Genomic DNA, 18,096 nt, shown 5'->3' with positions numbered 1-18,096 from the left:
GCGCTATCGACCGCCCGCATACCATGACCATCAACCTCATCATCTTCGATTGTGATGGCGTTTTGGTCGACAGCGAACCCCTGGCCATGCGCGTCCTCATCACCGCCATCGCCGCCCAGGGCATTGAAATTACACCAGAAATCGCCTTTCGCGACTATCTCGGCCGCTCTCTGGCATCGGTGTCCGCAAGCCTCACCAACAGCCACGGCGTCCCCCTCGGCGCCACCACACTGGCGGCCATGCGCAGCGAACTTTACGCCCTCTACCGCAAGGAACTGCGCGCTTCCCCCGGCCTGCCTGACGTCCTCGGCCACCTCACCACCCCGTTCTGCGTCGCCTCGTCGTCCAGCCCCGAACGCATCATCCTGAGCCTCGAACTCACCGGCCTCTTGCCTTGGTTCGAGCACAACATCTATTCCGCCAGCATGGTCGAACACGGCAAACCCGCCCCCGACCTTTTCCTCCACGCCGCCGCCGCCATGCGTACCGACCCGCAAAACTGCCTCGTCATCGAAGACAGCCCCGCCGGTATCACCGCCGCCCGCCGCGCCGGCATGCATGTTCTGGGCTATCTCGGCGGCAGCCATGTCGAACCCGGCGGCCTGCGCCCAATCGTTGAAGGCTTGCATCCCGACGCCATCTTCGACGATATGAATGCGTTGCCCGATCTAGTAGGGTCGCTATCGAACTAAGAAGAAAGACCCTCTGACGTTGACGCATAGCCTTCTGGTTGCAGTAGATGTTGGTACAGGAAGCGCTCGTGCGGGCGTATTGACGGCGCAGGGTGCTTTGCTTGCCCGTGCCGAATACCCCATCGTGATGAATCGTACCGACGCTAATCATGCCGAGCATGATAGCGAACAGATCTGGCAAGCCGTTTGTGCCGCCGTGCGCGACGCCATGGCCACTGCCGGTGCCGATCCAGTCAATGTCAAAGGCCTCAGTTTTGACGCCACCTGCTCGCTGGTGGTGCGCGACGCGCAGAGCCGTCCGGTGACCGTTTCGACCAATGGTCAGGACAATTGGGACACCATCGTCTGGCTCGATCACCGCGCACTCGCCGAGGCCGAGGAATGCACCGCGACCGGCCATATGGTGCTGAACTATGCCGGTGGCGTCATGTCTCCTGAAATGGAAGTGCCCAAGCTTATGTGGCTGAAACGCCATATGAAAAAGACCTGGGCCCGCGCCGGCATGATGTTCGACCTGACCGATTTCCTCACCTGGAAATCCACCGGATCCATGGCGCGCAGCCAGTCGACGCTTACCTGCAAATGGACCTATCTGGCCCATTCGGATGGCTGGCAGCACGATTTCCTCGCCCGTGTGGGGCTTGAAGATCTGATGCAAAAAGCGGCCCTGCCCGAGCGTGCCAGCGAGATCGGCACCGACCTCGGCGCGCTCTCCACCGAAGCTGCCGCCGAACTCGGCCTCACCACAAGCTGCCATGTCGGCGTCGGCCTGATCGACGCTCACGCCGGCGCCCTGGGCGTGCTCGGCGCCTTCGCCCATGACGTCGAAACCATCGACCGCCACCTCGCACTGATCGCGGGAACATCCAGTTGCGTCATGGCACTATCGCCCGAAGACCGGCCCACCGCTGGCGTCTGGGGCCCTTATTTCGGCGCCGTTCTGCCGGGAGTCTGGCTCAATGAAGGCGGCCAGTCCGCAACCGGCGCTTTGCTCGATCACATCATCAAGTGGCATGGCGCCGGCGGCGAGCCGACGCCCCAGATGCACCGCCGCATTGCCCATCGCATCATGGAACTGCGCCTGCGCGAGGGCCGCGCACTGGCCGACCGCCTGCACGTCCTGCCCGATTTCCACGGCAATCGCTCGCCCCTCGGCGACCCCTTCGCCCTCGGCGTCATGTCGGGCCTCACCCTCGACAGCGATTTCGATAGCCTCTGCCGCCTCTATTGGCGCACCTCGGTTTCGATCGCGCTGGGCGTCCGCCACATCCTCGATACGTTCAACACCCGCGGCTACGCCATCGACACTCTGCATGTCGCCGGCGGCCACACCAAGAACGCCGTGCTGATGGAACTTTATGCCGACGCCACCGGCTGCAGCGTCGTTGAATCCTCGGCCAAGGACGCCACGCTTCTCGGCACCGCCATGGTCGCCGCCACCGCCGCCGGCCTTTACCCAAGCCTCGACGCCGCCTGCGTCGCCATGCAGCAAGGCGGCCGCGAACGCGCGCCCGACGCTGCGGCCCGCACCCAATTTGACAAAGACTACCGCATCTTCCTCGAAATGCTGAAGCAGCGTCAGGTCATCGACGCGATGGTGTGAGGCCAACGATTGCCTCAATGTTCCCACAGCCACAATCGCCTCCCTCGGACGTGATCAGAGGGCCACTTCCAGCACGGCACAAGCGGCCAAAGACCTGGGGATCAAGTCCGTGGACAGCGCTAGCGCATGGGAATGACACAGTGTTCAACATTCTCCCGCCCGGCCACCAATCACCTATCCCCCGCGCCCAAACACCGCTAAGCTGTTCATCGGGAAGTCAAATTCTTGGCATGAAACGAGCGACGCGAACGTATGTCGATCAAAGCAGCCGTCTACCATCTGACGCACTACAAATATGATCGTCCGGTCTATCTGCAGCCGCAGATCATCCGGCTGCAACCAGCGCCACACTCCAAGACTAAGGTGCTCAGCTATTCGCTGAAGGTCTCGCCCTCATTGCACTTCGTCAACGTGCAGCAGGACCCCTACGGCAATTTCCTGACGCGTTTCGTCTTTCCCGAGCCGGTGACAGAACTCAAGATCGAAGTCGATCTCGTCGCCGATATGACGGTCTATAATCCATTCGATTTCTTCGTCGAAGAAAGCGCCGAGATCTGGCCTTTCCAATACCCCGAAGACATCCGGGCTGATCTCTCCATTTACATGCAGCCCGAGCCAGTTGGCCCGCTGCTGCAGCGCTTTATCGACGGCATCAACAAGACCCCGACCAATACGGTCAATTTCGTCACCGCCATCAACGCCTCCATCCAGCAGCACATTGCCTATATCGTGCGCATGGAAACGGGCGTCTGGTCGCCGGAAGAAACGCTGGGCAATGCCAAGGGCAGCTGCCGCGATTCCAGCTGGCTGCTGGTGCAAACCCTGCGCAATCTCGGCCTCGCTGCCCGTTTTGTCTCGGGCTACCTGATCCAGCTCAAGCCCGATCTGGTCTCGCTCGATGGCCCTGCCGGCACCGATCACGATTTCACCGATCTACACGCCTGGTGTGAAGTCTATCTTCCCGGCGCCGGCTGGGTTGGCCTCGACCCCACGTCAGGCTTGCTCACGGGCGAAAGCCACGTGCCGCTGGCCGCCACCCCTCATTTCCGCAATGCCGCGCCGATCTCTGGCTTTGCCTCCTATGCCGAGGTTGACTTCGCCTTCGACATGAAGGTCACCCGTGTCGCCGAACACCCGCGTATCACCAAGCCGTTCTCGGATGACAGCTGGGACGAACTCAACGCGCTCGGCAAACAGATCGACAAGGTTCTGGTCGATAACGATGTCCGCCTCACCATGGGCGGCGAACCGACTTTTGTGTCCATTGACGACTTTGAAGCCGACGAATGGAACACCGGCGCCGTCGGCCCCACTAAGCGCGTCCTCGCCGATGACCTGATCCGGCGCCTCCGCAGCCGCTTTGCGCCCAACGGCATGCTGCATTACGGTCAGGGCAAATGGTATCCCGGCGAAACGCTACCGCGCTGGACCTTTTCGCTCTATTGGCGCGTCGACGGCAAACCCGTCTGGAGCGACGAAAAGCTGATCGCCCGCGAAGGTGTCAAGACCGATGCAAACCACCAGCATGCAGCCGCCTTCTTGCAGGCTTTCGCCCGCAATCTTGGCCTCACAGGCGAAACCATTGCCGAAGCCTATGAGGACCCCGGCGAGTGGCTGCTCAAGGAAGCAAACCTTCCGCAGAACGTCGATCCGGCCAATTCCGAACTGGCCGATCCCGAAGCCCGCTCGCGCATCGCAAAAGTGTTCGAGCGCGGCCTGACCAACCCCACCGGCTATGTCCTGCCCGTCCAGCGTTGGAACGCTGCTGCATCCAGCCCATGGCTCACCGAGACGTGGAAGACCCGCCGCGGCAAGCTTTTCCTCGCGCCCGGCGATAGCCCAGCCGGATACCGGCTGCCGCTGAGCTCGCTCAAACATCTCAAGCCCACAGAATATCCGCATGTCGTGGCGCAAGACCCCGGTGCCCCGCGCGGTCCTCTACCTGACCCAGTCGAAGTGCTGGCTCGCCAGAAAAGCGGGCTGGAAGCCGATCCACGAGCGCAAGCCGCATCGTCCTTTACTGCCGCAAGCGAGCAGCAGGATCGCACCGAGCAGGAAATCAGCGAAATCCTCGGCGAGGTGCGCACTGCCGTCACCGCCGAAGTCCGCGATCACCGCCTCTGCGTTTTCCTGCCACCGGTCGAAAAGCTCGAGGATTATCTGGAGCTTGTGGCCGCCACCGAAGCCGCCGCCCGCGAAATCGGCCAGTCGGTGCACCTTGAAGGCTACGCTCCGCCCCACGATCCGCGCCTCAATGTCATCCGCGTCGCGCCCGATCCCGGCGTCATCGAGGTCAACATCCACCCAGCCTCAAACTGGGACGATTGCGTTGCGACCACCACCGCGATCTACGAAGAGGCTCGTCAGTCGCGCCTAGGCGCCGACAAGTTCATGATCGACGGCCGCCACACCGGCACCGGCGGCGGCAACCACGTCGTTGTCGGCGGCGCCACGCCGCATGACAGCCCGTTCCTGCGCCGTCCGGATCTGCTCAAGTCGCTGGTGCTGCATTGGCAGCGCCACCCCTCAATGAGCTACCTGTTTTCAGGCCTGTTCATCGGCCCAACCAGCCAGGCGCCTCGCTTTGACGAGGCCCGCCACGACAGCCTCTACGAACTCGAAATCGCCATGGCGCAGGTGCCGCATCCGCAGTCAGGCGAACCCGCGCCGCTGCCTTGGCTGGTCGATCGCCTGTTCCGCAATCTGCTCGTTGACGTCACCGGCAACACCCATCGCTCCGAAATATGCATCGACAAGCTCTACTCCCCGGACGGCCCCACCGGTCGCCTCGGCCTTGTCGAATTCCGCGGCTTTGAAATGCCGCCCAATGCGCGCATGTCCTTGGCGCAGCAGGTGCTGATCCGCGCTCTGATCGCCCGCTATTGGACAGACCCGCTCGATGGCCCGTTCACCCGCTGGGGCACCACCCTGCATGACCGGTTCATGCTGCCCGCCTATGTCTGGCAGGACTTCCTCGACATCCTCGCCGATCTCGAACGTCACGGCTTCAAGCTCGACCCGGCATGGTTTGCCGCCCAGCTCGAATTCCGTTTCCCATTCTGCGGCGAAGTTGAATTTGAAGGCATCAAGCTCGAACTGCGTCAGGCGCTCGAGCCTTGGCACGTCATGGGCGAACAGGGCGCCATCGGCGGCACGGTGCGTTTTGTGGATTCCTCGGTCGAACGACTGCAGGTCAAGCTCGAAGGCCTCAATCCTGAGCGCTACATCGTCGCCTGCAACCAGCGCCCCGTCCCATTGAAGGCTTTGGAAACCAAGGGCGTTTCCGTCGGCGGTGTGCGCTACAAGGCGTGGCAACCCGCTTCGGGCCTTCACCCGACCCTGCCGGTCAACACGCCACTGGTGTTTGACATCTACGACACCTGGACCAAGCGATCGGTCGGCGGCTGTGTCTATCACGTCGCCCATCCGGGTGGCCGCAGCTATGACACGTTCCCGGTCAATGGCAACGAAGCCGAGGCCCGCCGCCTCGCCCGTTTCGTGCCGCAGAACTACACCGCCGGCAGCTATGACCTGCGCCCCGAAAAGCCTGCGGATGAGTTTCCGCTGACGCTTGACCTGCGCCGGCCGCCGCGCTTCTGGTAGCGCATGGACATGCGGAATCATAGACGTGGCAAGCCTCCAGCCGGCCCTAGCATCATAGCGGATTATCAGCTGCAGCCGGACGTACCCGACGAGATGATCGACGCGGACGGCAACATCCGTCCGGGTTGGTCACAGCTGATGGCTGCCTTCGATCAGCTGGGCCCCGAAGAGCTGAACGCACGCTTTGAACGCGCCGACCAATATCTGCGCGACGCCGGCGTTTTCTACCGCAAATATGACGGTGCCGAAGGCAAGGAACGCGCCTGGCCGCTAGCCCATGTGCCGCTGCTGATCGGCGAAGCCGACTGGTCCCGCATCAGCGCCGGCCTCGTCCAGCGCGCCGAACTGCTCGAAACCGTTATTGCCGACATCTACGGCGACAACTCTTTGGTCCAGCAAGGCCTGCTGCCGCCAGAGCTGGTCGCCCGCAACGGCGAATTCCTGCGGCCCCTGGTCGGCGTCAAACCCGTCAGCGGCCACTACCTGCATTTCTGCGCCTTCGAATTGGGCCGTGGCCCCGATGGCGACTGGTGGGTGCTGGGCGACCGCGCGCAGGCTCCATCCGGCGCTGGCTTTGCGCTCGAGAATCGCGTCGCCACCACCCGCGCTCTGTCCGACATCTATGCGGATATGAACGTGCATCGGCTGGCGGGTTTCTTCCGTGGCTTTCGCGACACCCTCTTTGCCGACGCCAAGCGCGACGGCGGCCGCGTCGGCATCCTGACGCCGGGCCAGCTCAACGAAACCTATTTCGAACACGCCTATATCGCCCGTTATCTTGGCCTGATGCTGCTCGAAGGCGAAGACCTTGTCATCGAAGACGGCAAGGTCATGGTCCGCACCGTCGCCGGGCTCAAGCCGGTCAGCGTGTTGTGGCGCCGCATGGACGCCTCCTTCGTTGATCCGCTGGAGCTGCGCTACGATAGCCGCATCGGCACGCCCGGCATGGTCGAAGCGCTGCGCAATGGCTCGATCTCGATGATCAATGCCTTGGGCACCGGCCTGCTCGAAACCCGCGCCCTCTCCGCATTCATGCCGCGCCTCGCCCGCAAGCTGCTTGGCGACAAACTGCTGCTGCCCGAAATTGCCACCTGGTGGTGCGGTCAGGCTGGCGAATTGCGCCATGTGATCGACAATTTCGACAATCTGCTGATTGGCCCGGCCTTTGCCACCAACCTGCCTTTCGATGACCTGCGCGGCACGGCGCTCGGCTCGTCCATTCCGGAGGATCAGAAGGCCGCATTGCTCGACCGCATCCGTGCCAATGGCGCTGACTATGTGGGTCAAGAGCCCGTCCGCCTCTCCACGGCGCCCGTCTATATCGACGGCAAGCTGCAGCCGCGCCCGATTACGCTGCGCGTCTATGCGGCCCGCACGGCAGACGGCTGGACCATCATGCCCGGCGGCTTCGCCCGCGTCGGCTCCACCCTCGATACGAGCGCCATCGCCATGCAACGTGGCGGTCAGGCCGCCGACGTCTGGGTACTATCCTCAAAGCCGGTCGAGCGCGTTTCGCTGCTGCCAGAAGATGGCAAAAAGCTTGTCCGCAACTCGCCCGGCAGCCTGCCGAGCCGCGCCGCTGACAATCTGATCTGGCTGGGCCGCTATGCCGAGCGCTGCGAAGCCACTGTGCGCATTCTTCGGGCCTACAATGTCCGCCTCGCCGAGCTGTCCAACGCTGAGCTGCCAATCCTCAGCCGCTGCGCCGAGTTTCTCGAAAGCATCGACGTCGATGTGACCGAAGGCATGCCACAGGGATTGCTGGCGTCCATCGACAGCGCGGTACACAGCGCCGGACAGATCCGCGACCGCTTCTCACCCGATGGCTGGCTGGCGCTCAACGACCTGCAGAAAACCGCCCAACGTTTCGCCACCCGCGTCAAACCGGGCGATGACGCCACGCGCTCGATGACGGTGCTGCTGCGCAAGCTGGCGGGTTTCTCCGGCCTCGTGCACGAAAACATGTACCGCTTCGCCGGCTGGCGTTTCCTCGAACTCGGCCGCCGCTTGGAACGCGCCATCCAGATGGCCCGCGTTGTCAGCTGGCTCACCAGCAAGGACGCGCCTGACGGGTCTCTGGAAATGCTGCTCGAAGTTGGCGACAGCGTCATGTCGCATCGGCGCCGCTATTCGGTCAGCGCTGGCACACAAAGCTCGGTCGATCTGCTGATCCTTGACCCGCTCAATCCACGCGCAGTCATTTTCCAGCTCACCGAGCTTCGTAGCCAGATCGAAATGCTGCCGGGCGGCATCGACGACGGTGAACTGTCCCCTGCCGCCAAGGCTGCGCTGCAGATCGAAACCGAACTGCGCGTGGCGGACGCTGCCGATATGACGCCCGAACGCCTCGACAAGCTGGCTGCCGGTATCGGCATGCTATCCGGCCTCGTGGCCGCTGCGTACTTCGTGTAACCGCCATGCTCTATGATGTCCGGCTCTGGCTGCACTACGATTATGACGCCACCGTCCACGGCGGGCGGCACCTCATCCGAGTTGCGCCCGTCAGTGTGCCCGGCACCCAGCGCGTCGTCGCCTCAAGTCTCTCGTTTGAGCCACGCCCGCAGCAGACCAGCACCTTCACCGATTTCTTCGGCAACTCGGTTACGACGCTGACCTATGTCGCCCAGCACGATCATCTCGACATTCGTCTCAGCGCCCGCGTTCAGGTCGAAGACAGCAATCCGCCCGCCGATCTATCGCCATCGCGGGCTCAGCTCAGCCAGGAAATCTCGCGCTACTGGTCGGTCGAGCCCAATAGCCCGCATCATTTTCTCGCCGCGTCGCCCCGTGTGCCGTTGGTGCATGCGATCACCGACTATTCAGCCGAGGTAACCGCTGGTGCGCCATCGGTGATGGGGACCGCAATGGCCCTGTGCACCGCCATCCATCGCGATTTCACCTATGACCCCAAGGCGACCGACGTCGAAACCAAACCTGTCGAGGCGTTCGAGTTGCGCAAGGGCGTCTGTCAGGACTTCGCCCATGTGATGATCGCGGGCCTCCGCGGTATCGGCATTCCGGCAGGCTATGTGTCCGGTTTCCTGCGCACCAATCCCCCTCCCGGAAAACCCCGCCTTGAAGGCGCCGACGCAATGCATGCCTGGGTGCGCGTCTGGTGTGGCCAGCATGCCGGCTGGGTCGAGTTCGATCCAACCAATGCGATGATCGCCGGTCAGGACCACATTTCCATAGGCCATGGCCGCGACTATGCCGATATCTCCCCCATCGTCGGCGTGCTCAAAACCCATGGCTCGCACGAGACCACCCAGTCAGTCGATGTGCTACGCGTAGAATAGATCGCCGCTCTATTTCCAATCGCCTAGCGGAACCAAACGCTCTGCATCCCGTTCTTTGAGCAAGCACAACAACGTGCACTCAAACAAGGCGGAGGCAGTCATGACGAGCATGGAAATCAAGGCACTTGAGAACGCAGGCCGCACGACAATGGTGTGGACTGAAGGCTATGATGGGCAGACCCATTATGGCGATGTCTTCCGCGCCCTCGCCCCTGCTCTTTTGATCCTGGCCACCGCTGCTGTGCTGATGTTGGCGATCCTCTAGGGCTGGCCAACACCTAAAGCGTCACAAGAACAATAAGGAGAGCTCCCATGACCTTGGGTACAATTCTCATCATCATTCTGATTTTGCTGTTGATCGGCGCATTACCCAGCTGGGGTTACTCGCGCGGCTTCGGTTACTTTCCCTCCGGTATTCTGGGTGTAGTACTTGTCGTCATACTGATTTTGGTGTTGATGGGACGTATATAGTCATCCGGTGACAAAAACAGGCGCAGCCAGTCATTGGTTCTCGCAATAGCGACGTGCGCCCGCGGGCAGAAAGACGCCCCCCTTTCTCCCGCCCCTTGCCGCCCCAATGCACCTCGCGTGCATTGGGGCGCTTTCTTTAGGTCAGCCCGGAACTACTTTCCAAGCCTATGGAACTATGGCCGTTTCCGAGCGTTCCCCCCTCGCAATTACAGGAGCGTCCAATGGCAACTACACCCGATCTCGCACCAACCCGTCGCAAGCCAGCCAGCTCTGCCAGCCGTGCAACCGGCAAGGTTCGTGAGGCTCAGCTCGAAGATCAGGTCTCCCAGCTGCAAGACGATTTGAAGTCCATCGCAGCCACCCTGGCCCGCCTCAGCAATGACAAGGTCAATGAAGTGCGCGATGTGGCCAAAAGCGAGGCGCGCCATTTGCAGCGTCAGGGCCAGCAGGTCGTTGAAGACGTGCAGGACAAGGCCAGCGACATCGAAAAACAGCTCAAGGCGACCATTCGCGAAAAGCCACTGACTGCTGTCGCCAGCGCGATCGGCATTGGCTTCGTTCTCGCTCTGCTATCGCGGCACTAGGATGAACATTCTGGCTCCGCTTGCCGCCCTGCTCGGCATCGAGGTCGAAACGATAACCGAACGGGTCCGCAACGCGGTGATCATCAATGCGGTGATCGTCCTGCTGGGCCTGGTCGGGGTTATCTTCCTCGTGGTGGCGGCGTTTCTGGCGCTCGCCGATGCCCTGAGCCCGATCTACGCCGCTCTGATCCTTGCCGCAGTCTTTCTCGTATTGGCGCTGTGCGTCTATTTCGGGATGAAGCTCGGCGAGGGCCGTCGCAAACACGAGCAGGCCGTCAAACGCCGCTCCAGCGAGACTGGCGCTTTCGTAACGACCGCCGCCCTCACGGCACTGCCAGTGCTGCTCAAATCGCCGCTGGTGCGCACTTTGGGTCTGCCGGCAGCCGCTATCGCCGCCTTCCTTCTGGTCCGCGGCAATTCGGATAAATCCGACAGCTAAACGATCTTTGAGGCCGCTCCGAAAGGGACGGCCTCAAGCATGTTCGCTGGGCAGCGGCATCCAGATCTTGGCGACCACGCCGTTCACATCAAAATTGAGATCGACTTCGCTATCGAGCACCTTGGCAAGGCTACGCTCGATCAACCGCACGCCCAGCCCATATTCCTCGGGCGTAGCGACAGCTGGGCCATCGACTTCACGCCAGGTCAGCGATAGTCCGGGAACGGGTTCGGACTTGAGCTCCCAATCAATGCTGACACTGCCCTTCTCACCCGACCAGGCGCCATAGCGGTGCGCATTGGTGGTCAGTTCATGGAGGATAAGTCCCAAGCCCAGCGCATGATCGGCCGGCAGCATTACGTCGCTGCCATGCACGGCCGCGCGGTCAGGCTTGGTCAGGAAATCAGGCCCGAGTTGCGAGGCGATCACTTCATAGAGTTGCACCCCGCTCCAATCGCGATCGGCCAGCAGAACATGCGCGTCGGAAATGGTGCGCAACCGGCCCGAGAAGGCGGCGATGAAATCCTTTGGATCCGGATTCTGCCGGATGGTTTGACGCGCCACCGACTGGATCATCGCCAGCGTGTTCTTCACTCGGTGATTGAGTTCGCGCAGCAGGAGGCGCGTATGCTCGGCGGTAAATTTGCTTTCCGACACATCGATACTGGCGCCCATCATCACCAGCGGCTTGCCCGTGGCATCGCGCTGGTAAACCCGACCGCGCATCGCCAGCCAGCGCCCAGAGGTAGCAACGCGTGCCTCGACGTTAAAATCGACGCCCTCGGTCATGCTGGCATTGAGCGCTGCCTGCACGGCGACCCGGTCGGTGTTGTGGATGGCGCCAAGCACATGGTCGATTTGCACGGTGCCGATCTCGGGAAGCTCATACATGCGGCGGAACATGTCGTTGCACACGACTTCGCCCAGTTCGATATTCCAGACCCAGCTACCGACCTTGCCAGCTTCAAGCGTCAGCGCGTGGCGCCACTCCTCGCGGACCAAATCCGCCTCGGTGCGGGCACGCACACGCGCCTCGTCCTTGAGGGCAAACAGGGTGGAGGCAAGCCCCGCCAGATCAACCAACTGCTCAACAAGGTTCGGCTCAAGCGCATCGCGCGGCTTGGCGCTGATGACACAGAGCGAGCCAACCTTTTTGCCGGCAATCACCACCGGCGCACCGGCGTAGAACCGAATGCCCGGCCAACCGGTGACCAACGGACTGTCCTTGAACCGGTCATCCTGCGTTGCATCGAGCACCACCAGCGCCTCAAGACCGATCGGAAGGCCGAGCGCGTGGGCGCAGAAGGATTGTTCGGTCGACGCCTCCGTCAGATTGCCGACACCAAAGCACGAGCGGAACCACTGCCGCTTTGTGTCGAGCAGCGTGACCAGAGCGATCTCGGTATTAAAGATATGCGCCGCTGTGCGACTGAGACGGTCAAAATCTGCGTCCGGACCACTGTCCAGCACATCCAATTCCATCAACACCTTGAGGCGTTCCGGATCGTCAATCACCTTCCTGATGTCTTCGGGAAGGCGGCCCCTGTGGTCTGTCACTTGTCGTCCTGAAGCCAATTTGGAGATCGGATGGCTACGTACATTGCCGTGCCTAACTCATGCTAACGGAGGACCTCGATATAAGGTTCCATCTTTTTATGCGATTTCTGAAATTTTTGGCAGGATCACTTTGATGGCGCCCGGGTGCACCTTCAGGGCCACCGAACTGTCGAGTTTGATCAGCTCACCATCGACCACCGCGTAAGACTCGCGTTTGCGCCGGGGGAACCGCAAAGAGATGGAAGGCACCTCCATTTCGGACACCATCTCGCTCTCGCGCCAGGTACCCCGAAACACGTCCACCGACAGCCGGATCAGCGCAAAGGTCGACATTGGCGCCGCGATATATACACCGAGCAGCCCCGCATCGAGGCGTTCGGCATGGATCTGACCGTCACCCAGCGGATTGTTGGAAACAGCGACGCCGGCAACGCGGCGTTTCTGCAGCCCGTTTTCGGTCTCGAACAGCACATCGAAGGACGGCGGATGCATCGCTGCCGCAGCAATCGCCCGAAGGCTTGCCAGCATTTTCCCGATCCGGCTGCGATAGGTCATGTTCTCACGAATACGCACCAGCCGCGCATGAATGCCGACGCCAAACTGATGCACGAAGGCGCGGTCATTGGCCGTGGCGATATCGACGCTACCCACCTCGCCGCCCGCAATCGCCTCAAGCGCATCCGCCAGCACCAGCGGGATTTTGAGCGCCCGCGCAAACAGGTTCATCGTGCCAACCGGCAATATGCCCAGGGGTGTTCCGGTTTCGTAGGCGATCCGGGCAGCAGACGAGATCGTGCCATCGCCGCCGCCGGCCAGAATGGCATCGGCATCTGGATCGTTCGCCGCCTTGCGCAAGGCTCGCTCGACCTCGCTGCCACCGACGATCACGCAATCAAGGCTATGTCCGTGTCGCTCAAAGACTTCGACGGCGCTGGCTGCAAAGGCGGGGAGGTCCATCGTCCGCAACGTGCCACCATCGCGATTGAGCACAGCAATGAAGCGCAATTGGTATCTCCACCGGCGACGAGGTCAGGACGAAGACAGGGGCGGCGCGTTCTCGATACCGGGAAGCGGAACCTTGACGATCAGCCCGCCTCCGTCCCGCCGTTCATATTGCGGCTCACCGCCAAATTGCTTGGCGAGCTGCTTGATAATGACCGAGCCAAGCCCACCATCGCCGGGCTGCTTGTCGGCGGCAATGCCCACGCCATCATCGGCCACGCTCAACACAGGCACACCGACAGCGTCACGCTGCAACGCGACAGTGATAGTGCCCGTCCGGCCATTGGGGAAACCATGCTTGACCGCATTGGTCACCAGCTCGCCGACCAGAATACCAATCGTCGTCGCATCACGCGCGCTGATGGTGATCAGATCGAACTTGCCACTGAGGTTGATGGCTTTTGGATCATCGGCCGTGGCGCCGATATCTTCCAGCACCGCGCTCAAAAACTCGTCGGCGCTAACCGTTTCCATGTCATCGCCCAGCCGCAGGCGACGGTGCGCCGACGCGATGGCGTGAACCCGCAAACGCGCCGCCTCCAGCGCCTGCCGAACTTCGTCAGAATTGCTGCGTAACAATTGCAGACCCAGCAGCGACGACACCGTCGCCAACGAATTGCCGATCCGGTGGCTGCTATCCTGCAGCAAAGCCTCAACGCGCTGCCGCTCGCGCTCGGCATAGGCCCGCGCCTCGACAAGATCCTTAGTGCGCTCGGCCACATGGGCTTCCAGCGCTTCGTTTTCGGTGAGCAACGCATTCTGGCTTTGCGCCAGTGCGCTCACCTGCCGCTGCGTGCGGGACAGCAGCACATAGGTCAGCAAAACTGCACCGGCCAAGGCAGCAATGATCGCGGCAACCAGCCAGCGGCGATACTGGTCAATGGTCTGGCTGCGCTCGATCAGCTTGTCATTATCGGCGGCAATGAACTGCTCGAGCATGTCTCGCAGCTCATCCATGATCTGTTCGCCGCTACCGCCCCTGATCAGCGCACGCGCTTCGCCATTTCGGTTCGCTTGCACCAGATCGACCGTGTGGCTCATTTCATCGGTGATCGATCTCACTTCGGCGGCAATGGCCAGCAGGCTGCTGGAGCGCAGCGGATCGGCCTTGGTGATGGTGCTAAGGCCATCCATATGCGCCGCAATCGCGGCGATGGAGCGCTGGAACGGCTCAACATAGGAGGTGTCGCCCGTCAGCACATAGCCAAGCTGACTGTTTTCCGCCTCGCTCAGCGCCATCGAGAGTTCGCGCGCCTGGCTGCGAACATCATAGGTGCCGGTCACATCGCCGATCTGGCGATCAATCCCCTGCACGAGAAACAGCGCCGATACCGCAGCCAGCACCACGAGGGCCAACGATGCAAACACAGCAATTCGTCGCCGGGAAAGACGCCTTTGGGTCTTGATCTGTACTTGGCCTTCCATCCCGCTAGCGATGCTCATTTATGGTAACAGGACCAGACCTATTTGGGTTTGTTTCGAAATTGATTCACATTTCGAGGTTGCGAATAAGTCGTGGCGCATTTGAGGCCTGATTAATACTCAAATAAGAGGCCGCACCCGGTCCGGCAGTCCTTCCCATTCGGCCAGTTGCATCAAGCCATCGCTATCGAGCACTTCGCAGGACCGATCCAACCACCTAATAAGCCCTTTCTCGGCGAGTTTGCGCAGGGTCTTGTTGGTATGAACGATCGAAAGACCGAGTGTATCGGCGACGTGCATCTGCGTGATCGGCAGATAGAGGTTCTTGTTGGACGCCAGCCCAACAGATGTCGCGCGCTGATGGAGAAACGCAATGAGATAGGCGGCCCGCTCCAAGGCGCTGCGCCGACCAAGGCTCAACAGATGATCATCCAGCATCCGCTCCTCCTGAGCGGCCAGCCAAGTAATATCAAAGCCCAGTCCAGGATGATTGCTAAACAGCTCGTTGAGCCGGTTGCGCTGAAACACGCACAGCACTAGCGGCGATAGCGCCTCCACCGAATGCTCCATCTCGCCAATCACCGATCCTTGCAGCCCCACAAGATCGCCGGGCAACATGTAATTGAGGATCTGGCGACGGCCATCCGGTAGCGTCTTGTAGCGAAAGGCCCAGCCTGACAGCAGGGTATACAGATGGACGCTATTGCTGCCCTCGGAGAGTAGCGTCGAACCCGCTTCAGCAACCAGTTCGCCGGTCTTGAATGACGAGACGAAGCGCAATTCCTGCGATTCAAATGGCCGGAAACTTGGCATGGCGCGCAGGGGACACTGTTCGCACGGCACTCTGCGCCCGGAACTTGGCAAAACTAAAGACAAGGCGGACCTGTGACGCTGGAAGGAACTTCAAGCGCAACGCCTCTGCCCGACTGACGTTCCCCACGTGTCAAACTTAAATGACACCGCCACGATAATGCCCGCAAAAGTCGGCTCCAAATTTGCGGAATGACCATGATCGATGAACGACCCGTCCTCATCGTCGAGGAGCAGCTTCTGATCGCGCTGGACATTCAACGCATGTTGGAGACTTTAGGCGCAAGCAAGATGCTGATCGTCGGCAATGCCGAAGCCGCTCTACAGCAACGCGATGCGTGGCCGGACTTTGCGCTGGCGGTGATCGAAGTTCGATCGGACTTGTCGCAAATATGTGCGTTGATGGACGCGTTGAGCGCAATCGACGTCCCGGTGACACTGATCACCACCGCCCGAACGGCAAATGGCAGACTACCCGGACGCGCCGACCTGCTCGCATTGAGCAAGCCGATCTCAGAAGAATTGCTGGCGAGCACCGTCGCGGAGGCGCTCGCCAAAAATGTTAGAACGAGTGGTTCTGTGTCGTGACCTGAGCCGAGACGGCATCTGGGCCGTAATCGGCTTCGCCGCTGACCTTGAGAATGTCCTGCAGGCGCGTGCGCGCGCGGCTGACGCGGCTCTTCATGGTACCGACGGCGCAATCGCAAATCTCGGCAGCTTCTTCATAGGAAAAGCCCGATGCGCCGATCAGGATCACGGCTTCACGCTGGTCATCCGGCAATTGCGCCAGAGCCTTCTTGAAGTCCTGCATGTCCATCGAGCCATACTGCGACGGATGCACCGACAGACGTTCGGTAAAGGCACCATCGGTGTCCTGCACTTCGCGGCCACGCTTGCGCATCTGGCTGTAAAATTCATTGCGCAGGATGGTGAAAAGCCAGGCTTTGATATTGGTGCCCATTTCGAAGCTGGACTGCTTGGCCCAAGCCTTCATTACGGTATCCTGCACCAGATCGTCGGCCTTGTCGTGCTTGCCGGTCAAAGACACAGCGAAAGCGCGCAGGCTCGGCAGGGTCGAGAGCATTTCGCGCTTGAAAGAGGTTGGTTCCGTGCTCATGGCGCTACTCTCCGTCACGGGAGGTATTTTTCGCCTTCTGCGCATCTTCGGCGCTGTCCAGTTTTTCCAGCAAGTCCAGCAGCTGGTCGGGCACGCCCTCGTCCTGCACTGCACCATAGAGGGCGCGCAAACGTGAGCCGATGTCCGTATTCGGACCCAGTCCATCATCTGCCCGCCCCGTTTGCGTTCGCATACGTTGCTGGGTCACCAAGTTGTCCTTCATCATGCAGTGTCTAGACCGTCAGAGTGTAATTCTTGCCATGTCGGCTAGCAAAATGCACCAGCCTGAAAAAAGTTCCGCACTGTGGGAACTTTTTCCACCACGCTCCGTTGCGGTAATTGGTGTATCAAGTGCCTAAAGCGTCACTGGGAGTTTATTTTAATGACATTGTCCACGCGGATCGCTCCGCACCTGCCGTATCTGCGGCGGTTTTCCCGCGCAGTTACCGGGTCGCAGACCTCTGGCGACGCTTATGTTGCCGCGACACTCGAAGCGCTCATTGCCGACATTTCGCTTTTCCCGGAAGCGACGAATGACCGGATCGCGCTCTATAAGCTGTTCTCGGCATTGTTCTCATCCTCCGCAGTGGATGTCCCCCAGCCCAGCTCGACTTTTGCCTGGGAGCAGCGCGCCGCTGCAAATCTGGCTAACCTTTCGGCCCGCCCCCGCCAGGCCTTCCTGCTGGTCGCCGTTGAGGGCTTTACCCACGCTCAGGCCGCCGAAATCCTTGGTGTTAGCGACACCGAGTTCAACGGCCTGCTGGACGAAGCGTCGGTCGAAATCTCCCGTCAGGTCGCGACCGAAATCATGATCATCGAGGACGAACCTCTGATCGCCATGGATATCGAGCAGCTTGTCGAAAGCCTCGGCCATACCGTGGTCAGCGTCGCCCGCACCCACAAGGAAGCTGTGCATCTCTTTGCAGAGACCAAGCCGCGCATGATCCTTGCCGACATCCAGCTTGCCGATGGCAGCTCGGGCATCGATGCGGTCAACGACATTCTCAATACCCATTCGGTGCCGGTGATCTTCATCACCGCCTTCCCCGAACGCCTGCTGACCGGCGAGCGCCCCGAGCCAACCTTCCTTGTCACTAAGCCGTTCAATCCGGACATGGTGAAGGCCCTGATCAGCCAGGCGCTGTTCTTTGACGAAGGCTCGCGCGCCGCGGCGTAGTCCTCAAAATAATTTGACTGGAGAGGCCGGGGTTCCCCGGCCTTTTTTATTTGTTACAGGAACCCGTTTTCTCATGGCCCGTTGTTACAACAGCAACTTAGCCATGGAGATCAAGATGCTTTACTATGCACTCGTTTTCTTTGTTATCGCCTTGATAGCGGGCGTTCTGGGATTTGGCGGCATTGCGGGAGCATCTGCAGGTATCGCCCAGATTCTGTTTTTCCTGTTCCTGGCCTTCCTGGTTATTTCCCTCGTTATCGGTTTCATCCGGCGCGTTTAAGCGTCGGCGCCGGCGAGCAATGCCCTTGCTCGCGGGCGCGAAG

General features: G+C 61.0%; 18 protein-coding genes. 12 read left to right on the top strand and 6 right to left on the bottom strand.

Annotated elements, in window-relative coordinates; all coding sequences use genetic code 11:
• The first annotated feature begins 23 nt into the window (after positions 1 to 23).
• The 9 genes from ABIE28_RS02255 (at position 24) to ABIE28_RS02215 (ending at position 10,688) form a co-directional block, all read left to right on the top strand.
• Entirely contained in the window at positions 24 to 692 is a 669-nt protein-coding gene (locus ABIE28_RS02255) for an HAD family hydrolase (protein ID WP_354059720.1), read from the top strand.
• A gap of 19 nt (positions 693 to 711) precedes the next feature.
• A complete protein-coding gene (locus ABIE28_RS02250; protein ID WP_354059719.1) occupies positions 712 to 2,295 on the top strand; it encodes an FGGY-family carbohydrate kinase in 1,584 nt (527 codons plus the stop codon).
• A 252-nt stretch (positions 2,296 to 2,547) separates the two neighbouring features.
• Positions 2,548 to 5,898 carry a transglutaminase family protein gene (locus tag ABIE28_RS02245; RefSeq protein ID WP_354059718.1) on the top strand — a complete coding sequence of 1,117 codons (3,351 nt, stop codon included), beginning with the start codon at positions 2,548 to 2,550 and terminating at the stop codon, positions 5,896 to 5,898.
• A 9-nt stretch (positions 5,899 to 5,907) separates the two neighbouring features.
• Positions 5,908 to 8,310 carry a circularly permuted type 2 ATP-grasp protein gene (locus tag ABIE28_RS02240; RefSeq protein WP_502913353.1) on the top strand — a complete coding sequence of 801 codons (2,403 nt, stop codon included), beginning with the start codon at positions 5,908 to 5,910 and terminating at the stop codon, positions 8,308 to 8,310.
• Between the two features lie 5 nt (positions 8,311 to 8,315).
• Positions 8,316 to 9,194: a transglutaminase family protein gene (locus tag ABIE28_RS02235; RefSeq protein WP_354059716.1), complete on the top strand. Its 879-nt coding sequence runs from the start codon at positions 8,316 to 8,318 to the stop codon at positions 9,192 to 9,194.
• Positions 9,195 to 9,294: 100 nt separating this feature from the next.
• Positions 9,295 to 9,459: a hypothetical protein gene (locus tag ABIE28_RS02230; protein WP_354059715.1), complete on the top strand. Its 165-nt coding sequence runs from the start codon at positions 9,295 to 9,297 to the stop codon at positions 9,457 to 9,459.
• 47 nt (positions 9,460 to 9,506) lie between these two features.
• Positions 9,507 to 9,665, top strand: coding sequence for a DUF3309 family protein (locus ABIE28_RS02225; protein WP_354059714.1), 159 nt, complete (start codon positions 9,507 to 9,509; stop codon positions 9,663 to 9,665).
• Positions 9,666 to 9,886: 221 nt separating this feature from the next.
• Entirely contained in the window at positions 9,887 to 10,249 is a 363-nt protein-coding gene (locus ABIE28_RS02220; RefSeq protein ID WP_354059713.1) for an ElaB/YgaM/YqjD family protein, read from the top strand.
• A 1-nt stretch (position 10,250) separates the two neighbouring features.
• Positions 10,251 to 10,688 (top strand): phage holin family protein, encoded by a 438-nt coding sequence (locus ABIE28_RS02215; RefSeq protein ID WP_354059712.1) that lies wholly within the window; start codon positions 10,251 to 10,253, stop codon positions 10,686 to 10,688.
• 33 nt (positions 10,689 to 10,721) lie between these two features.
• Here the strand turns inward: ABIE28_RS02215 and ABIE28_RS02210 are convergent, their stop codons facing one another.
• The 4 genes from ABIE28_RS02210 to ABIE28_RS02195 form a co-directional block, all read right to left on the bottom strand.
• Positions 10,722 to 12,245 carry a sensor histidine kinase gene (locus ABIE28_RS02210; RefSeq protein ID WP_354059711.1) on the bottom strand — a complete coding sequence of 508 codons (1,524 nt, stop codon included), beginning with the start codon at positions 12,243 to 12,245 and terminating at the stop codon, positions 10,722 to 10,724.
• Between the two features lie 96 nt (positions 12,246 to 12,341).
• The gene (locus tag ABIE28_RS02205) at positions 12,342 to 13,250 is read right to left on the bottom strand and encodes a diacylglycerol/lipid kinase family protein (protein WP_354059710.1); all 909 of its coding nucleotides are present in this window, start codon (positions 13,248 to 13,250) and stop codon (positions 12,342 to 12,344) included.
• 24 nt (positions 13,251 to 13,274) lie between these two features.
• On the bottom strand, positions 13,275 to 14,615 hold the full coding sequence (locus tag ABIE28_RS02200; protein WP_354059709.1) for a sensor histidine kinase: 1,341 nt from the start codon (positions 14,613 to 14,615) through the stop codon (positions 13,275 to 13,277).
• Between the two features lie 174 nt (positions 14,616 to 14,789).
• On the bottom strand, positions 14,790 to 15,545 hold the full coding sequence (locus tag ABIE28_RS02195; protein WP_502913352.1) for a Crp/Fnr family transcriptional regulator: 756 nt from the start codon (positions 15,543 to 15,545) through the stop codon (positions 14,790 to 14,792).
• A 126-nt stretch (positions 15,546 to 15,671) separates the two neighbouring features.
• Between ABIE28_RS02195 and ABIE28_RS02190 the strand changes: the two genes are divergently transcribed.
• Positions 15,672 to 16,067, top strand: a complete 396-nt coding sequence (locus ABIE28_RS02190) for a response regulator (protein WP_354059708.1) — start codon at positions 15,672 to 15,674, stop codon at positions 16,065 to 16,067.
• Here ABIE28_RS02190 and ABIE28_RS02185 read toward each other — a convergent pair.
• Together ABIE28_RS02185 and ABIE28_RS02180 are read right to left on the bottom strand one after the other, a co-directional pair.
• Positions 16,042 to 16,596: an RNA polymerase sigma factor gene (locus ABIE28_RS02185; RefSeq protein ID WP_354059707.1), complete on the bottom strand. Its 555-nt coding sequence runs from the start codon at positions 16,594 to 16,596 to the stop codon at positions 16,042 to 16,044. The genes ABIE28_RS02190 and ABIE28_RS02185 overlap by 26 nt on opposite strands.
• Positions 16,597 to 16,600: 4 nt before the next feature.
• The gene (locus tag ABIE28_RS02180; protein ID WP_502913351.1) at positions 16,601 to 16,822 is read right to left on the bottom strand and encodes a NepR family anti-sigma factor; all 222 of its coding nucleotides are present in this window, start codon (positions 16,820 to 16,822) and stop codon (positions 16,601 to 16,603) included.
• A gap of 156 nt (positions 16,823 to 16,978) precedes the next feature.
• Between ABIE28_RS02180 and ABIE28_RS02175 the strand changes: the two genes are divergently transcribed.
• On the top strand, positions 16,979 to 17,773 hold the full coding sequence (locus ABIE28_RS02175; protein WP_354059706.1) for a response regulator: 795 nt from the start codon (positions 16,979 to 16,981) through the stop codon (positions 17,771 to 17,773).
• A gap of 115 nt (positions 17,774 to 17,888) precedes the next feature.
• Complete coding sequence (locus ABIE28_RS02170; protein WP_354066385.1) at positions 17,889 to 18,053, top strand: DUF1328 domain-containing protein; 165 nt, start codon at positions 17,889 to 17,891, stop codon at positions 18,051 to 18,053.
• The last annotated feature ends 43 nt before the right edge of the window (positions 18,054 to 18,096 follow it).

Source organism: Devosia sp. 2618, assembly GCF_040546815.1.
In the GTDB taxonomy this organism is placed as follows: domain Bacteria; phylum Pseudomonadota; class Alphaproteobacteria; order Rhizobiales; family Devosiaceae; genus Devosia.
This window is presented reverse-complemented; position numbering and strand designations above follow the sequence as displayed.